The following is an 18,557-nucleotide window of genomic DNA, read 5'->3' on the forward strand; positions in this document are numbered from 1 at the left end:
TTTGAAATGACCGCACCCGTGAGCCTCACGGAGGCGAAGCTGTTCCTGCGCGTTGAACACGAGGCGGAGGACGCGCTGATCCAGACGCTGATCGACGCCGCCAAGGCGCGGGTCGAGGGAGAGGCGGGCCTGAGCCTGACCTCGACGTCGCCCGCGCCGCTGCGGTTGGCGGTGCTCATGCTGGCGCTGCGTGCCTATGAGCGAGGCGAGGTCGAGATGCCGATCCGGCCGATCGAGGCTTGGATCGCACCGTATCGGGTGGTGCGCCTGTGAGGATGCTCGCTGAACTGCTCGAGCCCGTCGAGGCGGAGACTCCCTATGGCGGGCGGGTCGTCAGCTACGAGTCTTTGGGGATCGTGTGGTTAAGGATCGACGCACAGCGACGGCGTGAGCGCACCGAGGCCGGGATCACGTCGGCAGTCGATGTGACGACGGCCGAAACGCGGGCCGATCCCCGCCTGAGCGAGGGCCGAATGGTCCGGTTCGGCGGCGGAGACTGGGTGATCGCGAGCTTGAACGGCGATCCGGATCGGCCCGGACGCATCTTTCTGAATATCGAGAGGACGCGATGAGCGGACATGACACGGCGCTCCAGAAGGCGCTGATCGCGCATCTGCGAGCGGACACGGCGCTGCAGGCGCTGCTGGGCGATCCGGCGCGGATTTGGGACCAGGCCCCGCGGGGGGCGGGCTATCCGCATCTCCTGATCGGGCGGTCGGAGACCAAACCGGTCGAGGCGGACGGATGCGGGGTCGAGCATGCGCTGACCCTCCGCTGTTCTTCCCGGTTCGAGGGGACGCAAGAGGCCAAGGCGATCTGCGCGGCCGTACGGACAGCGGTTCACGAGGCGGTGCTGGAGGCGGACGGGGTCCGCACCGTGTCGCTGCGGGCGACCTACACCGACGTGTTCCGCTCCAGCGATCACAGACGGGTCTGGGGCGTGATCCGCGTCCGGGCCGTCACCGAAGACTTCTGAGGGGAGACAGGACATGGCCGCACAGCGCGGGAAGGACATTCTGCTGAAGATCGAGAGTGGGCCCGGCGTGTTCACGACGGTCGCCGGCCTGAGGGCGCGAACGATCTCGCTGAACGCGAAGACGGTCGAAGCGACGGACGCCGACAGCGCCGGGCGCTGGCGGGAGTTGCTGGGCGGGGCGGGGGTGAAGTCGGCGGCGGTGTCAGGTCAGGGCATCTTTCGCGACGCGGCGTCGGACGCCGTGATCCGCGAGGCCTTTTTCGACCAGGCGCTGAAGACCTGGCGATTGATCGTGCCTGACTTCGGGGTGCTGGAAGGTCCTTTCCTGGTCTCGGCTCTGGAGTACGCCGGCGACCACGAAGGCGAGGCGACGTTCGCGATCAGCCTGGCCAGCGGAGGCGCGGTGGCGTTCAGCGCAGTATGACCGGCGCCAACGGCGTCCGTGGCGAGGCCGTGATCGTGCTGGCCGGGGCGGAACGGAGGTTGTGTCTGACTCTGGGCGCGCTGGCGGAGATCGAAACGGCTCTGGGCGTGTCCGGCGTCGATGCCTTGGCTGAGCGGATGCGGGCCTTATCGGCGCAAGACCTGATGGCGGTGCTGGCGGCGCTGCTGCGGGGCGGAGGCGAGCCAGCGCTGGCGGGCGGACTGACCGAAGCGGCGATCAACCCGATCGAAGCCGCCGACGCGGTGGCCATCGCGTTCAGGGCTGCCGGTGGGTGAGGCGACGCCTTGGGCGGCGATGCTCCGGCTGGGCGCGTCCTTGGGCCTGACGCCGAACGCGTTCTGGCGGCTGTCCTTGTCGGAATGGCGGATGCTGACGGAAGTCACACCGGCAGGCGTGCCTTTGGCGCGCGGTGAGTTCGAGCACTTGATGGCGACATGGCCGGATGGAGAGATGCGATGAGCGATGATTATCGGCCGGACGCGCTGGATGCAGTGCCCGCACGGGCTGCCGAAGCGGCGGCGGCGATGGAGGCGCTGAGGGATCCGGCGGAACGCGCGGCGGCCTCCATCGAGGAGGCGTTCGGGCGGGCGGGAGCCAGTCTGACACGCTCATTGGCTCGGGCTGCAGCGGACGGCGAAGTCAGCCTAGCCGAGCTGGCGCGGGCTGTCCTGGGCGCAGTCGGTGCGGGGCTGGGCGGATCGGGCGGCGGTCTGGGAGCGGCGATCGCGCAGGCGGTCGCCGGCGTCGTCGGTTTCGGAGGCGCGCGCGCCGACGGCGGCGCCGTCCTGGGCGGCGGGGCTTATCTGGTCGGAGAACGGGGGCCGGAGATGTTTCGACCGCATGGCTCCGGCGTGATCGAGAGCGCGGGAGGCCCCGGCGTGACCGTGAATGTCACCGTCGACGGCGGGGCGCCGGCGCTGCTGAGGTCCGAGGCGCAGATCGCCCAGTTGCTGGCCCGGGCCGCCGCGCTGGGGGCGCGACGGCTGTAGGTCGAATGGCTTATTCGCCCTTGGGATTGGCGCCGAAGCGGTTGTCGCCACGCTGGCTTTCGGAGATGCCGATCCAGAGAAGGAAACCGAGTTGCAGCAGGCAGATGATGCCCAGGATGCCGAGCGAAGGGCCGATCAGGGCCATGATGGCCGCCGGGTCCTCGTTTTCGATGGCGGTGTAGTTGGTCATGAGGGCCGCCCCGACGGACACGAATATCGCGACCAGAGCGACCATCCCCGCGACAAATGGGATGGCGGCGAGCCAGCCTGTCTGACCCATGTCGTGCAGGCGCTTCACCGTGATGGCGAGATTGGGCCAGATCAACGCGAGCGACACTAGAGGGCCCAGAAACGGAATCCAGCCCGCGACGACGCCGATGCCAAGGCAGATCAGCCAGCCAATCCAGAAGTGCGACCGGCGCATCCGGCCCTGGAAAGAAAAAAGAGCGGTCTTGAAGTCGAAACCGTCGACGGGGACGCCGGGGGTCGGCGACGGTGCGGGGGGAGCGGGGGCCGCGGCCAGCAGCATGATGTTTGTGGCCTCTCCGGCGACTGGCACGAAATCGACGCGCAGGCCCGCCGAGACAGCGGCGGGCGGAGACACCGCTTCGCGGCCAAAGGTATAGCGGATGCCGTCGTCGCCGGAGATGAGACCGGCGCCGGAGGCGTCGTCGAAGCTGAGAATCTGACCGCGCATTGAGACTGGGGCTCCCCGTGTCGACGACCAGGGAGCGGCCGCCTTCGGCGCGAGACTGGACGAGCGGTGCTCGCCCGACAAGTGAAACAGGAGTGACGGCATGGCCTTTCACGAGGTGCGCCTGCCTGCGCGGCTGGCGTTCGGATCGACGGGCGGGGTGGAGCGACGTACCGATGTCGTCACCCTCGCATCCGGATATGAGCGGCGATCAACGCCTTGGGCGATGGGGCGCAGGCGCTATCTGATCGGGTCAAACCTGAGATCGCTCGCTGATATGGCGGAACTGACCGCATTTTTTGAGGCGCGGCGTGGGCGGCTATATGGGTTCCGTTTCAAGGACTTCGCCGATTTCGCGTCCTGCGAACCGGGCGGGACGCCCACGGCTGCGGATCAGATTCTCGGTGTCGGCGGCGGGGGACGGACCACATTTCCACTGACGAAGGCCTATGGCGATCTCAAGCGGCCGATTCGAAAGCCCGTCGAGGGGTCGGTGTCCGTGGCCATCGGGGGCGTGGAACTGGCCGCCGAAGCTTACTCGGTTGATGTGACGATGGGACTGGTGGTTCTGGATTCGGCGCCAGGCGCCGGCGTGACCGTGACGGCCGGCTTTCAGTTCGACACACCGGTCCGGTTCGACGCGGACCGACTGGAGGTGACCCTGGAAACCTTCGGCGCGGGCCGGATGGCGGCGATCCCGCTGATCGAGGTCCGGGTCTGAGATGCGTGACATTCCAGAGGAAATGGCCGCCCGCATCGAGAGCGGGGCGGCGATGCTCAGCCACGTGTGGATCGTGGACCGTGAGGAGGGCGACCCGCTCGGCTTCACCGATCACGATCGGGACCTGAGCATCGACGGCGTCTCGTGCCGGGCTGCGAGCGGGTGGACGCAGGGCGTGGCTGACGCGGCCGAGGGACTGGCCCCGGGAAGTCTGGCGATCACCGGGGTGCTGGATGACGAGCGGATCGTCGAGACCGATATGACGGCAGGCTTGTGGGACGAGGCGAAGGTCTCCCTATGGCGTGTGGACTGGGAGCGGCCTGACCTGAAGGTCCTTCTGTACCGCGGGACGCTGAGCCGGATTCGCCGCGAGGGTAATAGCTTCACCGCCGAGATCGAAGGGCCGCTAGCGGCGCTGGAGCGGATCGTTGGGCGGACGTTCGGGCGTAGCTGCGACGCGGTGCTGGGCGATGCGCGCTGCGGCGTGGATCCGGCCGGGCGCAGTTGCGACAAGCGTTGGGAGACCTGTGTCGGGACCTTTCTGAACGGTATAAACTTCCAGGGATTTCCGGACATCCCGGGAGATGACTTCCTGACCGCCTATCCGGCGACAGGGGGCCTGCATGATGGCGGGAGCCGCCGGTGAGCGCGGTCGTGGTCGCGGCGCGCGCCTGGCTGGGTACGCCCTACCAGCATCAGGCCAGTGTGAAAGGCCAAGGCGCGGATTGTCTTGGCCTGGTGCGCGGGGTCTGGCGAGAGACGGTGGGTGGCGAGCCGGAGCAGACGCCGGCCTATCAGCCTGACTGGGCCGAGGTGGGTGGTGACGAAGCCCTGCTCGAGGCTGCGCAGCGGTGGCTGATCGAGAAGCCGGTCGCGGAAATGGCGCCCGGCGACGTGCTTCTGTTTCGGATGGTCCAGGGGGCTCCGGTGAAACACTGCGCGATCCTGAGCGACGTGGGCGGTCCGGAGACGAGGATGATCCACGCCTACTGGGGCCGGGCGGTGGTCGAGAGCTGGATGGGACCCTGGTGGCAACGGCGGCTGGCGGCGGTCTTCGCCTGGCCGGCGCCAGGCTTGGCTGAGGAGGGGAATTGATGGCGCAGGTGGTTCTGGGCGGTGTCGGGGGCTTGATCGGCGGCGGTGCGGGTCGCGCCGTCGGCGCGGCTCTGGGCGGCTTGGCGGATCGGGGTCTGATCGACGCTCTGTCGCCGGCGCGGCAACGAGGCCCTCGCCTCGAGACCTTGAAGGTCCAGTCGACGGCGGAAGGTGCGCCGATGTCCTGCGTGTTCGGCCGGGCGCGCCTGGCCGGGCAAATGATCTGGGCGGCGCGATTCCTGGAGCGGCGCAACGAAAGCGGAGGCGGCAAGGGCGGCCCACGCAGCGTGGACTATGCCTATTCCCTGAGCTTCGCGGTCGCCCTCTGCGAGGGGCCGATCGACGGGATCGGTCGCATCTGGGCCGACGGGCGGCTGATGGACCAGACGGGTGTGGCGATGCGCGTCTATCGCGGCACGGCGGATCAGACGCCTGACCCCCTGATCGAGGCCGTGGAAGGGGCAGCTCCAGCCTATCGTGGGACGGCCTATGTCGTCCTCGAGGATCTGCCGCTTGATGCGTTCGGGGATCGGGCGCCGCAGCTGAGTTTCGAGGTGTTCCGCCGGCCGCCTGGCCATGGGCTGGAGGAGATGCTGGAGGGCGTCTGTCTCATTCCGGGCGCGGGCGAGTTCGTGCTGGCGACAGAGCCAGTGATGCGCCGCGACGGTCTCACGAGGACGACGGTCGAGAATGGACGTCTAGGCAATGGTCGGACCGATCTGACCGTCTCGCTGGATCAACTCGAAGCGCATTGTCCGAACCTGAAACGGGTCAGTCTGGTGGTCGGCTGGTTCGGCGATGACTTGCGAGCCGGCCATTGTCACGTGAAGCCTGGCGTCGAACGACAGGACAAGTTGACCGAGCCACTCGTGTGGTCCGTCGCGGGCCTCTCTCGGGACGACGCCCATTTGATCTCAGAGGTCGATGGACGCCCCGCTTATGGGGGCACGCCCTCCGACGACAGCGTGAGACAGGCCGTGGCGGCCTTGAGGGCACGGGGCTGGGCCGTAACTCTCTATCCCTTCGTGTTCATGGACATCGCGGCCGACAACGACCTGCCCGATCCGTATGGCGGTGAGCGGCAGGCGGCCTATCCGTGGCGCGGGCGCATCAAGGGTGAGGACGGGCCGGATGCGACGGAGGAAGTCGCGGCGATGTTCGGAGGCGCGGAGGAATGGGGGCTGCGTCGGCTGGCGCTGCACTATGCGGCGCTGGCGGTCGAGACAGGCTGCGACGGGTTGCTGATCGGGTCCGAGATGCGGGGACTGACCTGGACCAGGGACGAGGCCGGCGGCTATCCGGCGGTCGATCAGTATCAGACGCTGGCTGCAGAGTGCCGCTTGGTCGTCGGTCCGGACGTGGCCCTGTCCTACGCGGCGGACTGGTCGGAATACGCGAACCATCGGCCCGGCGATGGGGCAGGCGATGTGGTCTTCCATCTGGATCCGCTGTGGGCGCACGAGGCGATCACCTATGTCGGGATCGACTGGTACCCGCCCTTGGGCGATTGGCGAGGCGGCGAAGGCGGGATCGACGCCGCCCTTTTCGCCGGGCCTGACGATCCTGCCTATCTGGTCGCTCAGATCGCCGGCGGCGAGTGCTTCGATTGGTACTATGCGAGTGACGCGGATCGGGAGACGCAGACGCGCACGCCGATCATCGACACCGCGCATGGAGAGGATTGGATCTTTCGAGCCAAGGACCTGAAGGCATGGTGGTCCAGCGCGCACCACAATCGACGGGGCGGGGTTCGCGACACGGCGCCGACCGCGTGGATCCCCGAGATGAAGCCGATGCGGCTCACCGAGTTCGGCTGCGCGGCGGTGGATCGGGGCGGCAATGCACCGAACCTGTTCCCGGATCCCAAGTCGTCCGAGAGCCACCTGCCGCCATTTTCAACCGGCAGCCGTGACGATCGGATGCAAAGACGAGCGCTGGAAGCGGTGCTGGGCCATTTCGCCGAGCCCGCCAACAATCCCGTATCGACGGTCTACGGTCTGCCGATGATCACTGGCGCTGATGTCTGGTGCTGGGATGCTAGGCCTTATCCGGCCTTTCCCGCACTCAAAACGGTCTGGGCCGATGCCGGAGCCTGGCGCACAGGTCATTGGCTAAACGGGCGAGTCGGCGGCGGAACCAGGCGCATGCTCGCCGCCATTCTGAGGCGCGGAGGACTGAGCGAAGCCGACTTCCTGGTCGCCGAGCCATCGGGTGCGGTGGAAGGCTATGTCATCGATCGGCCGATGCGTACGCGTGACGCATTGGAACCGTTGTTGCAGGTCTTTGGCATGACGGCGGCGGAACGCGGCGGGATCGTGAATCTTCTCGGCGCGGAGGCCGAAGCGCACTCCCTGGCGATAGACGCGCTCGCGGTCAGGAATGACGGACCTGGCCTGACGCAGACGCGCACGCTGTCCGAAGGGTTGAGCGCCGTGAGGGTCCGCCATATCGACGAGGGTGCGGACTATCAGACCGGCGCCGTGGTGGTCCGCAGCCAAACCATTGGGAATGGAGGCAGCCTCGACTTCGACCTGCCTGCGGTTTGCGGCGGGGACTTAGCGAAGGCTCTAGGGGCGCGGCTTCTGAGCGGCGAAGGCGCGGCTCGGCTGAGCGTGGCCCTGGGACCGCTGGCGACTCTTTCGTTCGAGCCGGGAGACGCAGTGGTGGTCGAGGGCCAACCGGGCGCGTGGCGCGTCGAGCGGTTGAGCGTGGACGAGCATCCGACGGCCTGGCTGGCTCCCCGGGTCGGCCCGATGTTTGTGTCCGAATCCGTGGTGTGGCGTCTGGGAGACTCCGTCGAGAGGCCCGGGACCCCGTTTGTAGAAATCCTTGATCTGCCGCCGCTTCCCGGCACGGAAAGCGACGACCGTCCGATCGCTGCAGCGGCGGTCGAGCCATGGCGTTCGATGAGCATTCATATCGGCGAGACAAGCGACACTTTGACCCTGCGCGGTGTGGTCGCCGTTCCGGCGACGGTGGGAGAGTTGACGGCTCCTTTGCCGCCCGGGGTCCTGCATCGATGGGACGAAAGCAACTCCGTCCTGGTTCGGCTGGAGGGGCGTGTTCCGACATCGGCGAACGAGATGGCCGTACTGAGCGGTGCGAACCTGGCGGCGGTGCGGACGACGCTCGGATGGGAGATTCTGCAGTATCGGCATGCCGACCTGATCGGTGACGCGCTATGGCGATTGAGCGGACTTCTTAGGGGCCAGCAGGGAACCGAGACCGAAATGGCTCCGGGAGCGGCGACGGGGGCATTCGTCGTGCTGCTCGATGCCCGAATGGGTCGGTTCAAGACGGGGGTGCAGGAGCGCGGTCTGGAGCGAACGGTCAGGGTCGGTCCCGAAGGCCTGGCCCCGGGCGGATCCGGCTTCGCTCGGAAGACCTGGACCCCGCGAGGTTTGCATGGTCGTCCCTGGAGCCCGACGGGCTTGCACGCATCCTCCAAGGAGGGGGGCGTGGGCGTCAGCTGGACGCCACGGGTACGGGTCGGCGGCGACGTCTGGGACATGGAGCCCGTCGCGGTCGATCCGTCGCGCTTCCGCGTCCGCGTGACCGATGGCGGGGTCGAGCGCAGGGTGTTCGAAGTGGAGGATGCCACGCTTCTCTACAGCGCTGACGATATGGCGGTCGACTTTCCGTCGGGCATGCACGCTGCCGAGATCCATGTGGCGCAGTTCGGGGCGGCCTTTGGCTGGGGCGTGGAAGCCTCGACGCGGTTGATCGCCTGAAAAACATTGCGCCGCACACCGCATGCCTTAACTGACGGAACGCAGGCCGGTCGCGTGTGTGCGCCGGATTCGAAGGAGCAGCGACGGCGTGGCGGGTGATCCCTACAAGGAACTGGGCGTATCCAGGGGAGCGAGCGCCGCCGACATCAAGGCCGCGTTCCGCAAGCTGGCCAAGGAACTGCACCCCGACAAGAATCGGGGCGACACCGCGACCGAAGAGCGGTTCAAGCGGGTGTCGGCAGCCTTCGACCTCCTGAACGATCCCGACAAGAAGTCGAAATACGACAGCGGCCAGATCGACGCGGACGGCCAGCCTCAGTATCGCGGCTTCGGCGGCCAATCGGCTGGCGCCGCGGGCATGGGAACAGGCGGCTTTGGCGGCTTCGGTGCAGGCGGGCCGGGGGGACCAGGCGGACGTGCGGCCTTCGAGGATCTGGATCTCGATGACATCTTCGGCCGGTTCGGCGGCGGCGGGAGGGGACGCGCGGCGGGCTTCGGGCGAGGCCAGGATGTCCGCGCCACGCTTGAAATCAGCCTCGAGGACTCCATCGGCGGAGCGACCCGGCGCATCCAGTTTTCCGACGGACGGACGCTGGACGTCGCCATTCCCAAGGGGGCGACCAACGGCCAGACCATCCGCCTGCGCGGGCAGGGAACGGCGGGGCGAACCGAGCCGGGCGACGCCCTGATCGAACTGCGGATCGCACCGCATCCCGTGTTCAAGGTCGACGGCGCGGACCTGACCATGGACTTGGCCATCTCCATTCCCGATGCGATCCTGGGCGGCAAGGTCGAGTGCCCGACGCCGGACGGCACGGTGTCCGTGACCGTGCCCAAGGGGTCGAACTCCGGCCAGACGCTTCGTCTCAAAGGGCGGGGTGCGTTCGCCGGGGGCGCGCGGGGCGACCTGAAGGCGCGCCTGATCCTGACGCTGCCCGACACGATCGATCCGATCCTGGAGCGCGTCGCCGAAGACTGGCGCGCGAACCGCCCCTACAAGCCGGGCAAGGGCTGATGGTCGCCAGGCCGAACGTGAAACCGGTCCGGCCCTGGTTCGCGGCGGGGCCGACGGCCAAGCGGCCTGGGTGGTCGTCGCAGGCCTTGCCGCACGACCTGCTGGGGCGCGGCATCCGCGCTCCTGAGGTCGTCGAGCGTTTTGCGTACGGGCTTCGTTTGACCAAGGACGTTCTCCAGGTCCCCGGCGACTGGGTGCTGACCTATCTGCCGGGATCCGACACAGGCGCGGTCGAGGCGGCGCTGTGGAACATGCTGGGTGAACGGCCCGTGCAGGTCATGGCGTTCGAGAATTTCGGCAAGCAATGGGCCATCGACGCCAAGGATCACCTGAAGCTCGACGATCTGGACATTCTGGAAGCCCCGTGGGGTCGGTTCCCGGACGTGTCGAAGGTCGATCCGAAGAAGGACCTTGTCTTCCCGTGGAATGGCACAACTTCCGGCGTGAAGACGCCGGGCGTGGACTGGATCGCGGAGGATCGCGAGGGGATCGTGATCTGCGATGCGACCTCGGCGGCCTTCGCCATGCCGATGGATTTCGCCAAGCTCGATGTCGTGACCTTCTCCTTTCAGAAGGCGCTGGGCGGAGAGGCCGGCATAGGGGTGGCGGCGTTGTCGCCGCGCGCGGTGGCCCGGCTGGACGGTTACGAGCCGCCCCGCGCCGTGCCCAAGGTCCTGCGTCTGCGCGACGCCAAGGGATTTGACCGGGCCTTGGCCACAGGGTCGATGATCAACACCTTCTCGCTGTGGACGCTGGAAGACTGGATCGACGCCCTCGAGTGGGCGAAGGGCGCGGGCGGGCTGGACGAACTGATCCGACGCACGAATGCGAATGCGGCGGCGCTGGATGAATGGGTGCTGCGGACGGCCTGGGTCGATTACCTGGCCGAGGATCAGGCGATCCGATCGACGACCTCGGTTTGCCTCAAGATCGTCGATCCGCGTGTCACGGCATTGGACGACAGCGAACGCCAGGCCTTCGTGAAGCGGATGAAGGCGCTGCTTGAGGCCGAAGGCGCGGCGTTCGACGTGGAGAGCCATCGCAATGCGCCCGCGGGTCTGCGTGTCTGGTGCGGCTGCACCGTCGAAACCGACGACATCGTCGCCGGTGCGCCGTGGCTGGACTGGGCGTTCCAGACCGCCGCCGGCGAACTTCGGCCCTAAATCGTCTCGCTCAGGACGACATCACGCGATTCCCCCGCTATAGGCTGCGCCCGCATTCTAGCGGAGACGTGCCTTGGCGAACGTAGCGGTGGTCGGAGCCCAGTGGGGCGACGAGGGCAAGGGCAAGATCGTGGACTGGCTGTCCAACCGCGCCGACATCATCGTGCGGTTCCAAGGCGGCCACAACGCCGGCCATACGCTGGTCGTGGACGGCAAAGTCTACAAGCTGGCCCTGCTCCCTTCGGGCGTGGTGCAGGGGAAGCCCTCGATCATCGGCAATGGGGTCGTCGTCGATCCCTGGCACCTGATCGGCGAAATCGAGAAGATCGAGGCCCAGGGCGTCGCCATCAATCCCGACATTCTAACGATCGCCGACAACGCCTGCCTGATCCTGCCGATCCATCCGGCGCTGGACGTGGCGCGAGAAGCCGCCGCGAGCGCCCCGGGCGCCAAGATCGGTACGACGGGACGCGGCATCGGCCCGGCCTATGAGGACAAGGTCGGGCGTCGCGCCATCCGCGTCTGCGACCTCGCCAACGCCGACGACCTGAAGGTCAAGATCGAGCGACTGCGTTCGCACCACGATCCGCTGCGCGCCGGCCTGGGCATGGACCCGATCGATCCGGAAGCGCTGCTGGCGCAGCTGCTGGAGATCGCGCCGAAGATTCTGCCCTATGTGAAGCCGGCTTGGCGCGTGCTGGATCAGGCTCAGAAGGCGGGCAAACGCGTGCTGTTCGAGGGTGCGCAGGGGGCCTTTCTTGACGTCGATCACGGCACCTACCCCTATGTGACCTCGTCCAACACCGTGGCCGGACAGGCGGCGGCGGGATCGGGCATCGGCCCGCGCGGCGTGGGCTATGTGCTGGGGATCGTGAAGGCCTACACCACGCGGGTCGGCGAGGGGCCGTTCGCTTGCGAGCTCAACGACACGGTCGGCCAGCATCTGGCGACCGTGGGTCGCGAGGTCGGGGTCAACACTGGCCGGGCGCGTCGGTGCGGCTGGTTCGACGCCGTGCTGGTGCGGCAATCCGTGGCGATCAACGGCATCGACGGCATCGCCCTGACCAAGCTGGACGTGCTTGACGGGCTGGAGACGCTGAAGATCTGCATCGGCTATCGCGTCAACGGCGAGGTGCTGGACTATCTCCCTTCCAGCCTGATGGATCAGGCGGCGGCGGAGCCGGTGTTCGAGGAACTGCCGGGCTGGACAGAGAGCACGGCCGGCAGCCGCAGTTTCAAGGACATCAACGCCAATGCCATCAAATACGTACGGCGCATCGAGGAACTGATCGGCGCTCCCGTGGCCCTGTTGTCCACCAGCCCCGAACGGGACGACACCATCCTGATGCGAGATCCTTTCCAAGGCTAAGAAAGCCGTTCCGGCTCAACGGGACCTTAACCGGAGCCCGGTTAGGGATAATGCTCGTCTCGCCGGAGTACCCGCTTGTTCGCAGCCGACGCCAAGACCCTGAACCGCATCCAGCCGGTCGTGCGACGCGTCCTGATCGCCGACCCGAACATGGCGTCTGCGCGGCTGCTGTTGGACATCATGAAGAGCCTAGGCGCGCGCGAGGTCGTGACCGAGTCCGACGAAAGCCGAGTATTGGACCATGCGCGCGAGATGGAGCCGGGTCTGATCTTCACCGAGAGATCGGGCGCGCGACTGGACGGCGAGCGGTTGGCCAGGAACATCCGCCGCTCGAACCTGGCGTGCCGCCGCGCCCCCATCATCATGATGACTGCCGATGCGACCGCGTCCTCGATCAAGGGCGCGCGCGATGCGGGCATCCACGAGTTCCTGAGAAAACCCTTCACGTCGGCCGACCTGTTCCGGCGGGTCGAGAACGTGGCGCTGAAGCCGCGCGACTGGATCGAGGCCGTCGGCTACGTCGGTCCCGATCGCCGCCGGTTCAACTCGGGCGAATACGCCGGTCCGCAGAAGCGTAAGGCGGACAAGCCCTCGACGCCGGCGGCCGCCGCTCTGGCCGTCAAGGATCAGGCGCTGCGAATCCTGGCGGCCTCCCTCGCCCAGTTCGACAACGATCCGATGCAGGCCGTCCGGGCGGTCAAGCAGCAGGCGGAAACCCTGAAGGCGCTCGCCATCAAGACGTCCGACGCCCGGCTGGCGGTGGCCGCCGCTGGCCTGGAAGGGGTCATGTCGCTGGGCGCCCCGACCAAGGCGACCTTGGCGGGTCCGATCGGCGCTATTCTGGCTCTGGCCGAGCCGGGCGCGGAACTGACTCGAGCCGGCTGACGATTGCGACTACCGACTAGCAGAACAGGCGCGCGGTGTGCCGCGCGCCTGTCTTCGCATGACCGCACTAGATCCGTCGATTATGCGTCGACGAGGTTCCGCTCCTCGGCGGCCGCGCGCATGGCCTTCTGCAGCTTCTCGAACGCGCGAACCTCGATCTGCCGCACACGCTCGCGCGACACGCCGTATTGGCCGGCCAGCTCTTCCAGAGTCACCGGATCGTCCTTCAGGCGACGCTCGGTCAGGATGTGCTTCTCACGGTCCGTCAGCTCGCCCATGGCCTCTTCCAGCAGGCTCATGCGGATCGACTTCTCTTCGTCGTCGGCCAGCTGGGTCTCCTGCGAGACGGCATTGTCGTCCGACAGCCAGTCCTGCCACTCCGACTCGCCATCCACGCGCAGGGGCGCGTTCAGAGAGGCGTCGCCGCCGAGACGGCGGTTCATGTTGGTGACCTCTTCCTCCGACACGCCCAGCTTTGTGGCGATGGCCGAGAGATGTTCCGGATGCAGGTCGCCTTCCTCGAAGGCCGAGATCTGGCTTTTGGCCTTGCGCAGGTTGAAGAACAGCTTCTTCTGCGCCGCCGTGGTGCCCATCTTCACGAGGGACCAGCTGCGCAGGATATATTCCTGGATCGAGGCGCGGATCCACCACATGGCGTAGGTCGCCAGGCGGAAGCCCTTGTCCGGGTCGAACTTCTTCACGGCCTGCATCAGGCCGACGTTGCCTTCCGAGATCACCTCGCCGATCGGCAGGCCGTAGCCGCGATAACCCATGGCGATCTTGGCCACGAGGCGAAGGTGGGACGTCACGAGACGGTGCGCGCTCTCGGAGTCCTGATGCTCGGTCCAACGCTTGGCGAGCATGAACTCTTCGTCCTTGCTCAGCATCGGGAATTTGCGGATTTCGGTCAGGTATCGCGACAGTCCCTGTTCAGGCGACATCACCGCGAGTGATTTCATGGCAGTCATTTGGTCCCTCCGAACCTAGATCAGAGCAGGCTCTGCGGCTCCGGCCACCGAATGTGCGCCGGGGTCCTCACCCCTCAACCGGACAAGTAGCTATGGGTTGCCGTCTTTGTCAGAGGCGGATCGTCACACCGAAGCGTGACCGTGTCCCAGGCGCCACTTGCGCCGATGAAGGGCTGTATAGCGGATAGTCAGTCCTTAATCAAGACTTACATGTCCGCTTGGCGTGATTAACCCGGACGCGACCGGCTCCAGGCTCGACCATGAGGTTGAAACGGCCACCGTCGAGCTCAGATCCCGAGAATGTCGCGGTATCTCGGATGCACCGCCTCGGCATGTTCCGGGTGCTTCTGCAAATAGGCCGAGAAGAACGGACAGACCGGCAGGATCAGCAGACCGCGTTCCTTGGCGTCCGCCAGGACGTGCTTGGCGAGACGGCTGGCAATGCCCTGACCCTCCAGCGCCTCGGGCACCAAGGTCTCGGTGATCATCAGATTGGGTTCGGACAGGTTGTAGGTGACCACGGCCACCTGATCGCCGACCGGCAGCTCGTAGCGGTGCAGTTCGGTGTTGTCGCGGATCGTGGCGTCGGTCATGGCGGGGGCTCTCAGAGGGCGGCGAGGAGGGTCTCGAGCGTCTGCATATCAGGTGGGAGCGCCGTCTCGAACCGCAACGCGTCGCCGGTCACCGGATGGACGAAGCCCAGCACCGCCGCATGCAGGGCCTGCCTCGTCAGCCCCGCCTCCGCGATCGAGGCCTTCACCGCGCCAGCGGGACTGCCCGAGCCATAGACGGCGTCCCCGAGGATCGGGGACCCCTTCGACGCCAGATGCACTCGGATCTGGTGCGTCCGCCCCGTATGCAGGGTGCAGGCGACCCGTGCGGCGAGCGGCGCGGTGCCGGCCTTGGCAGGCACGCCGTAGCGAGCCTGCACTATATAGTCGGTGACGGCGTTGCGACCTCCCGCCTTCAGCACCGCCATCTTCTTCCGGTCCGATGACGAGCGCCCGATCTGAGTCTCGATCCGGCCACGCTCGGGCGAGGGGGCGCCGCGCGTCAGGGCGATATAGGTCCGCTCGATGTCGTGCGCCGCGAACAGTTTCGACAGGCCCGCATGCGCCCGGTCGGACTTGGCCGCGACCATGACCCCCGAGGTGTCCTTGTCCAGCCGGTGCACGATCCCCGGCCGCGCTACTCCGCCAATCCCCGACAGCGATGCGCCGCAATGATACAGCAGGGCGTTGACCAGCGTTCCGTCCGCCGTCCCCGGCGCCGGGTGCGCCGCCATGCCTGGCGGCTTTTCGATGACGATCAGGTCAGCGTCCTCGAACAGCACCGTCAGCGGTATCGCCTGGGGCAGGGGCGTCGCCGAGGCCACCGGCGGCAAGGCGATGGCATAGGTCCCGACCGCCGCCTTGGAGGAGCCGTTGGTCAGCACCGCCCCGTCCCGGCTCACCGCGCCCTCGGCGATCAGGGTCTGGATCCGCGCCCGCGACAGGTCGGGAACGACATCGGCCAGCGCCTTGTCCAGGCGCTGGCCGGCGACCGTCACCTGGACGGTCAGAAGCTCGCCGTCGGACGCGTCGTCCGGATCGGCGTCGTCGTGGATGTCGTTCAGGACGCGGCCTTCATCTCGCGGCCGTAGACCGGATCGAGGTCGCCCTTGGCGTAGCGCTTGGCCATCTGAGCCGTCGACATGGGCCTGATGTTCGAGGCCATGCCCTCGCAGCCGAACTCCTGGAAGCGCTGGATGCAGACCTTGCGCATCGCCTCCTTGGCCGGCTTCAGATAGGCGCGCGGGTCGAACTCGCCGGGCTTTTCGGCCAGCACCTTCCGGATGGCGCCGGTGATCGCCATGCGGTTGTCGGTGTCGATGTTGATCTTGCGCACGCCGTGCTTGATCCCGCGCTGGATCTCCTCGACCGGCACGCCCCAGGTCTGGGGCATTTCGCCGCCGTACTGGTTGATGATGTCCTGCAGGTCCTGCGGCACCGAGGACGAGCCGTGCATGACCAGATGGGTGTCCGGCAAGCGGCGGTGGATTTCCTCGATCACGTTCATGGCCAGGACGTCGCCGTCGGGCTTGCGCGTGAATTTGTAGGCGCCGTGCGAGGTGCCCATGGCGATGGCGAGCGCGTCCACCTTGGTGCGGCTGACGAAATCCACCGCCTGATCCGGATCGGTCAGCAGTTGCGAGTGATCCAGCTTGCCCTCGAAGCCGTGACCGTCCTCGGCCTCGCCCATGCCGGTCTCCAGCGAGCCCAGCACGCCCAGCTCGCCCTCGACCGAAACGCCGCAGCTGTGGGCCATCTCGACCACCCGGCGGGTGACGTCGACGTTGTAGTCGTAGTCGGCGGGCGTCTTGCCGTCTTCCATCAGCGATCCGTCCATCATCACCGAGGTGAAGCCATACTGGATGGCGGTGGCGCAGGTCGCCGGGCCGTTGCCGTGGTCTTGGTGCATGCAGACCGGGATGTGCGGATAGAGTTCGGTCAGGGCGTCTATCAGGCGCGCCAGAACGATGTCGTTGGCGTAGCTGCGGGCGCCGCGGCTGGCCTGGATGATGACCGGCGCGTTGACGGCCTCGGCCGCCTCCATGATCGCCAGACCCTGTTCCATGTTGTTGATGTTGTAGGCCGGCAGGCCGTAGTCGTTCTCGGCGGCGTGGTCGAGAAGCTGTCGCAGCGTGATGCGCGCCATGAGAGGAAACTCCTGAGATCTTGTTTTTTGCCGGTGTAGCCGCCGGCCGGCCTCAAGTCACGCAGTGTTACAGCCAATCAGGCGCGCAGCGCCTCGACGCCGGGCAGGGCCTTGCCCTCCATCCATTCCAGGAAGGCGCCGCCCGCGGTGGAGACGAAGGTCATGTCGTCCACGACCCCTGCGTGGTTCAGGGCCGAGACGGTGTCGCCGCCGCCGCCGACCGCGATCAGGGTTCCAGCCTTGGCCAGGGCCGCCGCATGCTGGGCGACTGCGACCGTAGCTGCGTCGAAAGGCTGCACCTCGAACACGCCGAGCGGCCCGTTCCAGATCAGGGTCTTGGACGCCGTGATGGCCTCGACCAGCCGCGCCACCGTGGCCGGACCGGCGTCCAGGATCTTGTCGTCGGCGGACAAGCTATCGCCGGCCGTAACAGGGCGGCTCTGTGCGCCCGGCTTGACCTCCGTCGCCACGACGAAATCGACGGGCAGCAGGAGCTCGCAGCCCTTCACCTTCGCCTCGTTCATGATCTCGCGGGCGGTGTCGGCCATGTCGCGTTCGGCCAGCGAGCCGCCGATGTCGACGCCTTGCGCGAACAGGAAGGTGTTGGCCATGCCGCCGCCGATGGCGAGGCGATCGAGCTTGCCGACGAGGTTCTTGAGCAGGTCGAGCTTGGTCGAGACCTTGGCCCCGCCGACGATGCCGATGACGGGCGTCTTCGGATTGCCGAGCGCCGCGTCCAGGGCCTCCAGCTCGCGCCGCATCGATTCACCGGCATAGGCGGGCAGGTGATGCGCCACGCCCTCGGTCGAGGCGTGGGCCCGGTGGGCGGCCGAGAAGGCGTCGTTGACGTAGAGGTCCGCCAGTTCCGCCAGGCTGGTCGCGAACTCGGCGTCGTTGGCTTCCTCGGCCGCGTGGAAGCGGACGTTTTCCAGCAGGACCACGCCGCCCGCGTCCAGATCGGCGATGGCCGCATGGGCCGGGCCGCCGACGCAATCCTCGGCGAACCGCACCGGCGCGCCCAGCAGTTCGGACAGGGGCTGGACCAGGGGCTTCAGGCTCATCGACGGCACGACCTGACCCTTGGGCCGGTCGAAGTGGGCGAGAAGGGCGACCTTGGCCCCCGCCTGGCGCAGTTTTTCGATCGTCGGCAGGGCGACCCGCAGCCGGGTGTCGTCGGTGACCTTGCCGCCCTCCATCGGCACGTTGAAGTCCACGCGGACCAGTGCGGTCTTGCCGGCGAGAGAACCGGCGTCGTCGAGGGTGCGGAAGGTCATTGTGGGATTAGTTGTCCGTTGGAGATCGTGAAATGTGTCAGTCGGCTCTTATCAGCCCATCGAAGCTCGACGCGAGCCGGATCGAAACTCTTGATCCAGTCGATATCCGCAAGTTTCTCGGCTTGGTCTTCGTTGATCTCTATTATTTTTGAGCCGCACCATCGGTCGTCGGCGAAGTAGACCGCAAGAGCGAAGCGCCCGGCTAGCCAGTCGTCGGCCAAGGCGATCCCTTGTGAGGCGATCACGGCTGGATCATCGGTCGGCGGCAGGGTCCAATCTGGAAAGTGGGTGTCCCAGAGACGGAGCTCGACTGTCAGTTCTTCGTCCCAAGTGTGGAGGACTACGGGCTCGATTTCACGATCGCCGAATTGGTCTACAGTCAGAACCAGATATCCCGGCTCCCACCACATCCACTTACCTTGATGCTCGTCAGCCCAAGGCTTGATGGCGGCATAGATGTCTGCAGACCACGCGCTGACCGGCTGGTCAGGCGTGGCCGCATACGGAATCCCGATGGTCTCGGGATCAGGCACTT

General features: G+C 67.0%; 22 protein-coding genes. 15 read left to right on the forward strand and 7 right to left on the reverse strand.

Translation table 11 applies throughout. The annotated features are described in order from the left end of the window. Positions 1-6 precede the first annotated feature (6 nt). The 7 genes from O5O43_RS02390 to O5O43_RS02420 are packed head-to-tail and all read left to right on the forward strand — an operon-like array spanning position 7 to position 2,410. Complete coding sequence (locus O5O43_RS02390; protein WP_271085332.1) at positions 7-273, forward strand: head-tail connector protein; 267 nt, start codon at positions 7-9, stop codon at positions 271-273. A 2-nt stretch (positions 274-275) separates the two neighbouring features. Then, positions 276-572: a head-tail adaptor protein gene (locus O5O43_RS02395; RefSeq protein WP_271085333.1), complete on the forward strand. Its 297-nt coding sequence runs from the start codon at positions 276-278 to the stop codon at positions 570-572. Next, the gene (locus tag O5O43_RS02400) at positions 569-976 is read left to right on the forward strand and encodes a DUF3168 domain-containing protein (RefSeq protein WP_271085334.1); all 408 of its coding nucleotides are present in this window, start codon (positions 569-571) and stop codon (positions 974-976) included. Before O5O43_RS02395 ends, O5O43_RS02400 begins: the two co-directional genes overlap by 4 nt. Positions 977-989: 13 nt before the next feature. Then, positions 990-1,400 (forward strand): phage major tail protein, TP901-1 family, encoded by a 411-nt coding sequence (locus O5O43_RS02405; protein WP_271085335.1) that lies wholly within the window; start codon positions 990-992, stop codon positions 1,398-1,400. Continuing rightward, entirely contained in the window at positions 1,397-1,696 is a 300-nt protein-coding gene (locus O5O43_RS02410; RefSeq protein WP_271085336.1) for a GTA-gp10 family protein, read from the forward strand. Before O5O43_RS02405 ends, O5O43_RS02410 begins: the two co-directional genes overlap by 4 nt. 19 nt (positions 1,697-1,715) lie before the next feature. Beyond that, entirely contained in the window at positions 1,716-1,880 is a 165-nt protein-coding gene (locus O5O43_RS02415; RefSeq protein ID WP_271085337.1) for a phage tail assembly chaperone, read from the forward strand. Beyond that, a complete protein-coding gene (locus O5O43_RS02420) occupies positions 1,877-2,410 on the forward strand; it encodes a phage tail tape measure protein (RefSeq protein WP_271085338.1) in 534 nt (177 codons plus the stop codon). The genes O5O43_RS02415 and O5O43_RS02420 overlap by 4 nt, the downstream gene beginning before the upstream one ends. A gap of 10 nt (positions 2,411-2,420) precedes the next feature. On the opposite strand, the gene O5O43_RS02425 is transcribed toward O5O43_RS02420, so the two are convergent. After that, on the reverse strand, positions 2,421-3,107 hold the full coding sequence (locus O5O43_RS02425) for a DUF805 domain-containing protein (RefSeq protein ID WP_271085339.1): 687 nt from the start codon (positions 3,105-3,107) through the stop codon (positions 2,421-2,423). 100 nt (positions 3,108-3,207) lie between these two features. On the opposite strand from O5O43_RS02425, the gene O5O43_RS02430 reads away from it, so the two are divergent. The 8 genes from O5O43_RS02430 to O5O43_RS02465 all read left to right on the forward strand — a co-directional run bounded on the left by O5O43_RS02430 (position 3,208) and on the right by O5O43_RS02465 (position 13,083). Beyond that, positions 3,208-3,825, forward strand: coding sequence for a DUF2460 domain-containing protein (locus O5O43_RS02430; protein ID WP_271085340.1), 618 nt, complete (start codon positions 3,208-3,210; stop codon positions 3,823-3,825). A 1-nt stretch (position 3,826) separates the two neighbouring features. Continuing rightward, on the forward strand, positions 3,827-4,471 hold the full coding sequence (locus O5O43_RS02435) for a DUF2163 domain-containing protein (protein WP_271085341.1): 645 nt from the start codon (positions 3,827-3,829) through the stop codon (positions 4,469-4,471). Continuing rightward, the gene (locus O5O43_RS02440) at positions 4,468-4,920 is read left to right on the forward strand and encodes an NlpC/P60 family protein (protein ID WP_271085342.1); all 453 of its coding nucleotides are present in this window, start codon (positions 4,468-4,470) and stop codon (positions 4,918-4,920) included. The genes O5O43_RS02435 and O5O43_RS02440 overlap by 4 nt, the downstream gene beginning before the upstream one ends. Beyond that, positions 4,920-8,651 (forward strand): glycoside hydrolase/phage tail family protein, encoded by a 3,732-nt coding sequence (locus O5O43_RS02445; protein WP_271085343.1) that lies wholly within the window; start codon positions 4,920-4,922, stop codon positions 8,649-8,651. The genes O5O43_RS02440 and O5O43_RS02445 overlap by 1 nt, the downstream gene beginning before the upstream one ends. 88 nt (positions 8,652-8,739) lie before the next feature. After that, entirely contained in the window at positions 8,740-9,666 is a 927-nt protein-coding gene (locus O5O43_RS02450) for a DnaJ C-terminal domain-containing protein (RefSeq protein WP_271085344.1), read from the forward strand. Further along, positions 9,666-10,829, forward strand: a complete 1,164-nt coding sequence (locus O5O43_RS02455; RefSeq protein WP_271085345.1) for a phosphoserine transaminase — start codon at positions 9,666-9,668, stop codon at positions 10,827-10,829. The genes O5O43_RS02450 and O5O43_RS02455 overlap by 1 nt, the downstream gene beginning before the upstream one ends. A gap of 73 nt (positions 10,830-10,902) precedes the next feature. Continuing rightward, complete coding sequence (locus tag O5O43_RS02460; protein WP_271085346.1) at positions 10,903-12,198, forward strand: adenylosuccinate synthase; 1,296 nt, start codon at positions 10,903-10,905, stop codon at positions 12,196-12,198. 75 nt (positions 12,199-12,273) lie between these two features. Then, positions 12,274-13,083 carry a response regulator gene (locus O5O43_RS02465; RefSeq protein ID WP_271085347.1) on the forward strand — a complete coding sequence of 270 codons (810 nt, stop codon included), beginning with the start codon at positions 12,274-12,276 and terminating at the stop codon, positions 13,081-13,083. 80 nt (positions 13,084-13,163) lie between these two features. Here the strand turns inward: O5O43_RS02465 and rpoH are convergent, their stop codons facing one another. From rpoH to O5O43_RS02495, 6 genes are all read right to left on the reverse strand, one after another. Further along, positions 13,164-14,051: an RNA polymerase sigma factor RpoH gene (gene rpoH, locus O5O43_RS02470; protein WP_271085348.1), complete on the reverse strand. Its 888-nt coding sequence runs from the start codon at positions 14,049-14,051 to the stop codon at positions 13,164-13,166. Between the two features lie 287 nt (positions 14,052-14,338). Beyond that, positions 14,339-14,644 carry a GNAT family N-acetyltransferase gene (locus tag O5O43_RS02475; RefSeq protein WP_271085349.1) on the reverse strand — a complete coding sequence of 102 codons (306 nt, stop codon included), beginning with the start codon at positions 14,642-14,644 and terminating at the stop codon, positions 14,339-14,341. 11 nt (positions 14,645-14,655) lie between these two features. Next, positions 14,656-15,600 (reverse strand): RluA family pseudouridine synthase, encoded by a 945-nt coding sequence (locus O5O43_RS02480; RefSeq protein WP_271085350.1) that lies wholly within the window; start codon positions 15,598-15,600, stop codon positions 14,656-14,658. 62 nt (positions 15,601-15,662) lie between these two features. Beyond that, positions 15,663-16,748 (reverse strand): class II fructose-bisphosphate aldolase, encoded by a 1,086-nt coding sequence (gene fba / locus O5O43_RS02485; RefSeq protein WP_271085351.1) that lies wholly within the window; start codon positions 16,746-16,748, stop codon positions 15,663-15,665. Positions 16,749-16,825: 77 nt separating this feature from the next. Further along, positions 16,826-18,022 carry a phosphoglycerate kinase gene (locus tag O5O43_RS02490; RefSeq protein ID WP_271085352.1) on the reverse strand — a complete coding sequence of 399 codons (1,197 nt, stop codon included), beginning with the start codon at positions 18,020-18,022 and terminating at the stop codon, positions 16,826-16,828. Then, positions 18,019-18,555: a hypothetical protein gene (locus tag O5O43_RS02495; RefSeq protein ID WP_271085353.1), complete on the reverse strand. Its 537-nt coding sequence runs from the start codon at positions 18,553-18,555 to the stop codon at positions 18,019-18,021. The genes O5O43_RS02490 and O5O43_RS02495 overlap by 4 nt, the downstream gene beginning before the upstream one ends. Between the last annotated feature and the right edge of the window lie 2 nt (positions 18,556-18,557).

Source organism: Brevundimonas sp. NIBR11, from assembly GCF_027912535.1.
In the GTDB taxonomy this organism is placed as follows: Bacteria; Pseudomonadota; Alphaproteobacteria; order Caulobacterales; family Caulobacteraceae; genus Brevundimonas.